Source organism: Pseudoalteromonas sp. 5Ae-yellow, assembly GCF_014077565.1.
Lineage (GTDB): Bacteria > Pseudomonadota > Gammaproteobacteria > Enterobacterales > Alteromonadaceae > Pseudoalteromonas.
On record NZ_JACGWD010000130.1, the window covers coordinates 1 to 3,431 of the forward strand.

The 3,431-nt window shown below is 39.8% G+C and carries 3 protein-coding genes and 1 pseudogene; 1 reads left to right on the plus strand and 3 read right to left on the minus strand.

Annotated features, from left to right (window positions below):
• Nucleotides 1-94, plus strand: a pseudogene (locus H4J63_RS19495) (IS5/IS1182 family transposase); the annotation flags it as partial.
• Nucleotides 95-121: 27 nt separating this feature from the next.
• On the opposite strand, the gene H4J63_RS19500 reads toward H4J63_RS19495, so the two are convergent.
• The 3 genes from H4J63_RS19500 to H4J63_RS20435 all read right to left on the minus strand — a co-directional run bounded on the left by H4J63_RS19500 (nt 122) and on the right by H4J63_RS20435 (nt 3,276).
• Nucleotides 122-1,162, minus strand: a complete 1,041-nt coding sequence (locus H4J63_RS19500; RefSeq protein ID WP_182198077.1) for a virulence RhuM family protein — start codon at nt 1,160-1,162, stop codon at nt 122-124.
• A 121-nt stretch (nt 1,163-1,283) separates the two neighbouring features.
• Complete coding sequence (locus H4J63_RS19505) at nt 1,284-3,134, minus strand: DUF2357 domain-containing protein (protein ID WP_310734727.1); 1,851 nt, start codon at nt 3,132-3,134, stop codon at nt 1,284-1,286.
• Nucleotides 3,055-3,276, minus strand: a complete 222-nt coding sequence (locus tag H4J63_RS20435) for a DUF2357 domain-containing protein (RefSeq protein ID WP_310734728.1) — start codon at nt 3,274-3,276, stop codon at nt 3,055-3,057. The genes H4J63_RS19505 and H4J63_RS20435 overlap by 80 nt, the downstream gene beginning before the upstream one ends.
• Nucleotides 3,277-3,431: the final 155 nt, after the last annotated feature.

Genomic DNA, 3,431 nt, shown 5'->3' on the forward strand with positions numbered 1-3,431 from the left:
GATAGCCACGCGGTATGAAAAGCTTGAACGAAATTATCATTCAATGCTCGCTTTAGCATTTACTATGATGTGGCTACCAATGTGGGCTGATTGATATATGTACTACAAAGATCAACAGCCCCTAGTCTTTTTTGCCTTTATTAGCTATTGCTTTAAGTGCAGAAATATTTGCATTTTCTCCCTCAGCTTCTTTCAAACAGCGGCGCCTCTGTGCAAAATTATCAAACTCTAACTTTGCTTTATCGTCGGCCGCTTTTTTAGAGATTTTCCCTGCGCCGCTTAAAACTTCACGATCATTAAAGCTCAAAAACTGATCAAGCTTATCAGCCCAGTCTTGTAAGAATACCTGCTTGCGTCGTAGCGCTTGGTCTTCTGCAAAATCAAGCCACATATTTACAATTCGATTCAGTTCTTTAATTTCGTCTTCCCGCAGATAGTTTTTAGCAACGGTGACGTCTGTTTTACGTACTTCATCACCTTTATAACTGGTTAAGCCCATATCGGGCTTATTAGCATCTACACGGTTGGAAATAAGCTCAGCAGCCGTCATCTGCGTACAAGCATAGTGCAGCTTGTTCTGTATAGTTTGAAAGAAGCGATTAGTCTCTTGATTAGAGGGCTCATAGTCGGCAGCCATTGTAAAAATTTCTTTAGCCCGCAAATATACACGTCGCTCACTAGCTCGAATGTCGCGAATGCGTTCGAGCATCTCATCAAAGTAGTCAGGAACGGCAGATTGTCCCACGGGAGGGTTTTTCAAACGCTCATCATCCATGGCAAACCCTTTAACTAAATACTCTTTTAATATCCTAGTTGCCCATTGTCTAAATTGTGTACCTCGTTGTGAGCGAACTCTGTAGCCTACGGCTAAAATCGCATCAAGATTATAATGGTCGATTTCGCGAGATACCTGACGAGTACCTTCTAACCGAACTATCCGGAATTTCCGGATGGTTGCGTTTTGTACAAGCTCACCTTCTTTGTATATATTGATCAGGTGCTCATTTATAGTACGAACATCTTTATCGTAAAGTTCTGCCATTACAGCTTGAGATAGCCATAAGGTATCTAACTCAAAGCGACATTCAACACGCGTCTGACCATCTGCGCTAGTAAAAAGAACAAACTCTCCTTGTGGAGCTTGAGGGATATGCTCTGTCATTCACTTCACCTTCTACATAATTAATATAACTAGGCTTTTCACGCCACGACGGTTTCGGACACTTTTTTAAACTCACCGTTGAGTTATACACTAACAAATACGCCAAGATTGTTAGGTGTTTTTACCATATAGGACTTAAATCTTTGTACAGCTCTAAATTACCCTGAATCTCACCCCAATGCGAAATATCAGGTAAACGTTCTGCTTGAATTAGTTTAAAGTTGAAGTGCTCTTCATAAGGTTTTGCAATAGCATTAGGTAAAAGAACTGGCGCACCAGAAAACTCAAACACCCAGTATTTTTCGAGAGCATCACTATCTTTTCCTGTTATTTCCTTATCAATGTCGCGTCTAGGTAATAGCTTTACGCTTGCCACTGAATATAAATACTTTCCTAATTGCTCTGTATCTTGAGTGCTGTCGCGCACAGTGAGTACAAGGTAACGTATTTCACGCATAATATTTCTGTGAACATTTTGACGATTAGTCGCAATAAGCCTTGTATGATAACCCTTTAAACTACCTATTTTGGCTTTTTCCAAATACGTTTGATCACGATCTAGCTCATTTACTGGTGCCACAAATGTCAAATCAGTATGTCTAGTCACATTTACGCCAAAAGGGGCAATACGAGCAGCATCTTCAACAAAATGATAATCATATGACGAAGATTGTTTGTATTCCAAAGCCTTGCGCGTTTTACCTAGTTTTTGAGCTAAATATTTTTTTATCCAATAATTAGTGGAATCTTCACTCCCCTCACTTGGCAATAACGGAAATGCGCCAATACCAATTTCATTAATAGCTTCGGCATAAGGGTTTTGTTCAGATTTTTGCTCTGGAAAAAAGCCAGGGAATAAAGCAAATGCCCCAAGAACAGGACGACTTTTTAATGGTAACTCGTATTCAATATGCTGTTGGTGAATAATCGCATCACGGTATCTATGCATCTGATTTATAGCATCTTCAGGTACGGCATCTTTACCACCAAACTGTGTGGTATCTATACGGTACTTTGCATCAAATAAAATAAAGAAAGCTTCTCCATTTTCCAAAGTAACACGCAGCACAATATCCGGTCGGTGGTTTGCAAGCCAAGTTCGATTAGCTGAGCCTTTGGGTGTAAATGAAGGCTCATGCGCCAGCTCAATCTGCATACCATCACTTTCGTGTTGGTATACAAAAGCAGCAGCCATCTCATCCTTAGGAAATTGCTTCTCAAACTGCACTTGCTTAAGGTGACTTAGCGTCTTTTTTTGTGGTTTAAAGCCCAAAGATTCAATAATCGACTTCACCTCTAAAAAACACCAAATCTCATAAATTTCAGCAACAGACTTCATCGATAAACGACTTTCTCCAAAGCTTCCATTTAAGTAGTATTTCAATTGCTGCCAAACTTTATAAACTTTTGAATAACCAGCTGCTTCTTGCAGCACTTTAGACTCGGTATATTGCCCTTTATAAACACCCACCTCATGCCATAGCGCGTGCTTTGTATACTGAGCAACTTGGGTACGCCACGCGTCTAACTCGCTAATAAATGAACTAGATACTTTTGAATCTTTATCTGCTTTTATTTCTAATAGTATCTGAGATAAGTTCGCTTTAGTTTTCGCAAGTACCATTTTAATAAAGCGGTTTTCTGGGGTATCAATATTTAAGCGCTGCTTTTTAATAGTAATTCGAGATGAGCGTTTTGATGCTATTAACTCTTTTGCTTTTTGCTCCTGCTTAGCCCCTAATCGTTTATTTACTCTCTCTAAACTCTGCTCAAAAGTGTAAGACTGCAACCGATTATGTGCAGCGTTTAATACTCTTTTTACACCTTGATTAAACTCGTCAACTAAGCGCTCAAATTGCGCTAACCAAAAGAGTTCAAATCTCTCTGGTTGCCTAGTTGATTTGCCTTGAGTATGCGTTGTTTTTTCCACTAATACTGTACCGCCACAGCGGATAAACACGATCAATTTCATGGTTCATAATGCTCAAATCTTGAGCTTGTATCATTTTAGTGGCAAAGACTGTAAAAGCGACGGGTACAGATTGCAAAATCCCATTAACACTGTATTTAATTTCAAAATGACATAACCCAACATCATTGCCAAAATTAATCACAGCATTTAACGATTTTCGTTTAGGATGAGCATCGAGTAGGGTGAGGCTTTTGCCTCATCCCTCTCACAGAACCGTACGTACGGGCCTCGTATACGGCTCCTGTATTCTTCTATCCCTTCGGCTTATTTTCTAAACGCCGATTGAGCAAGCCATCC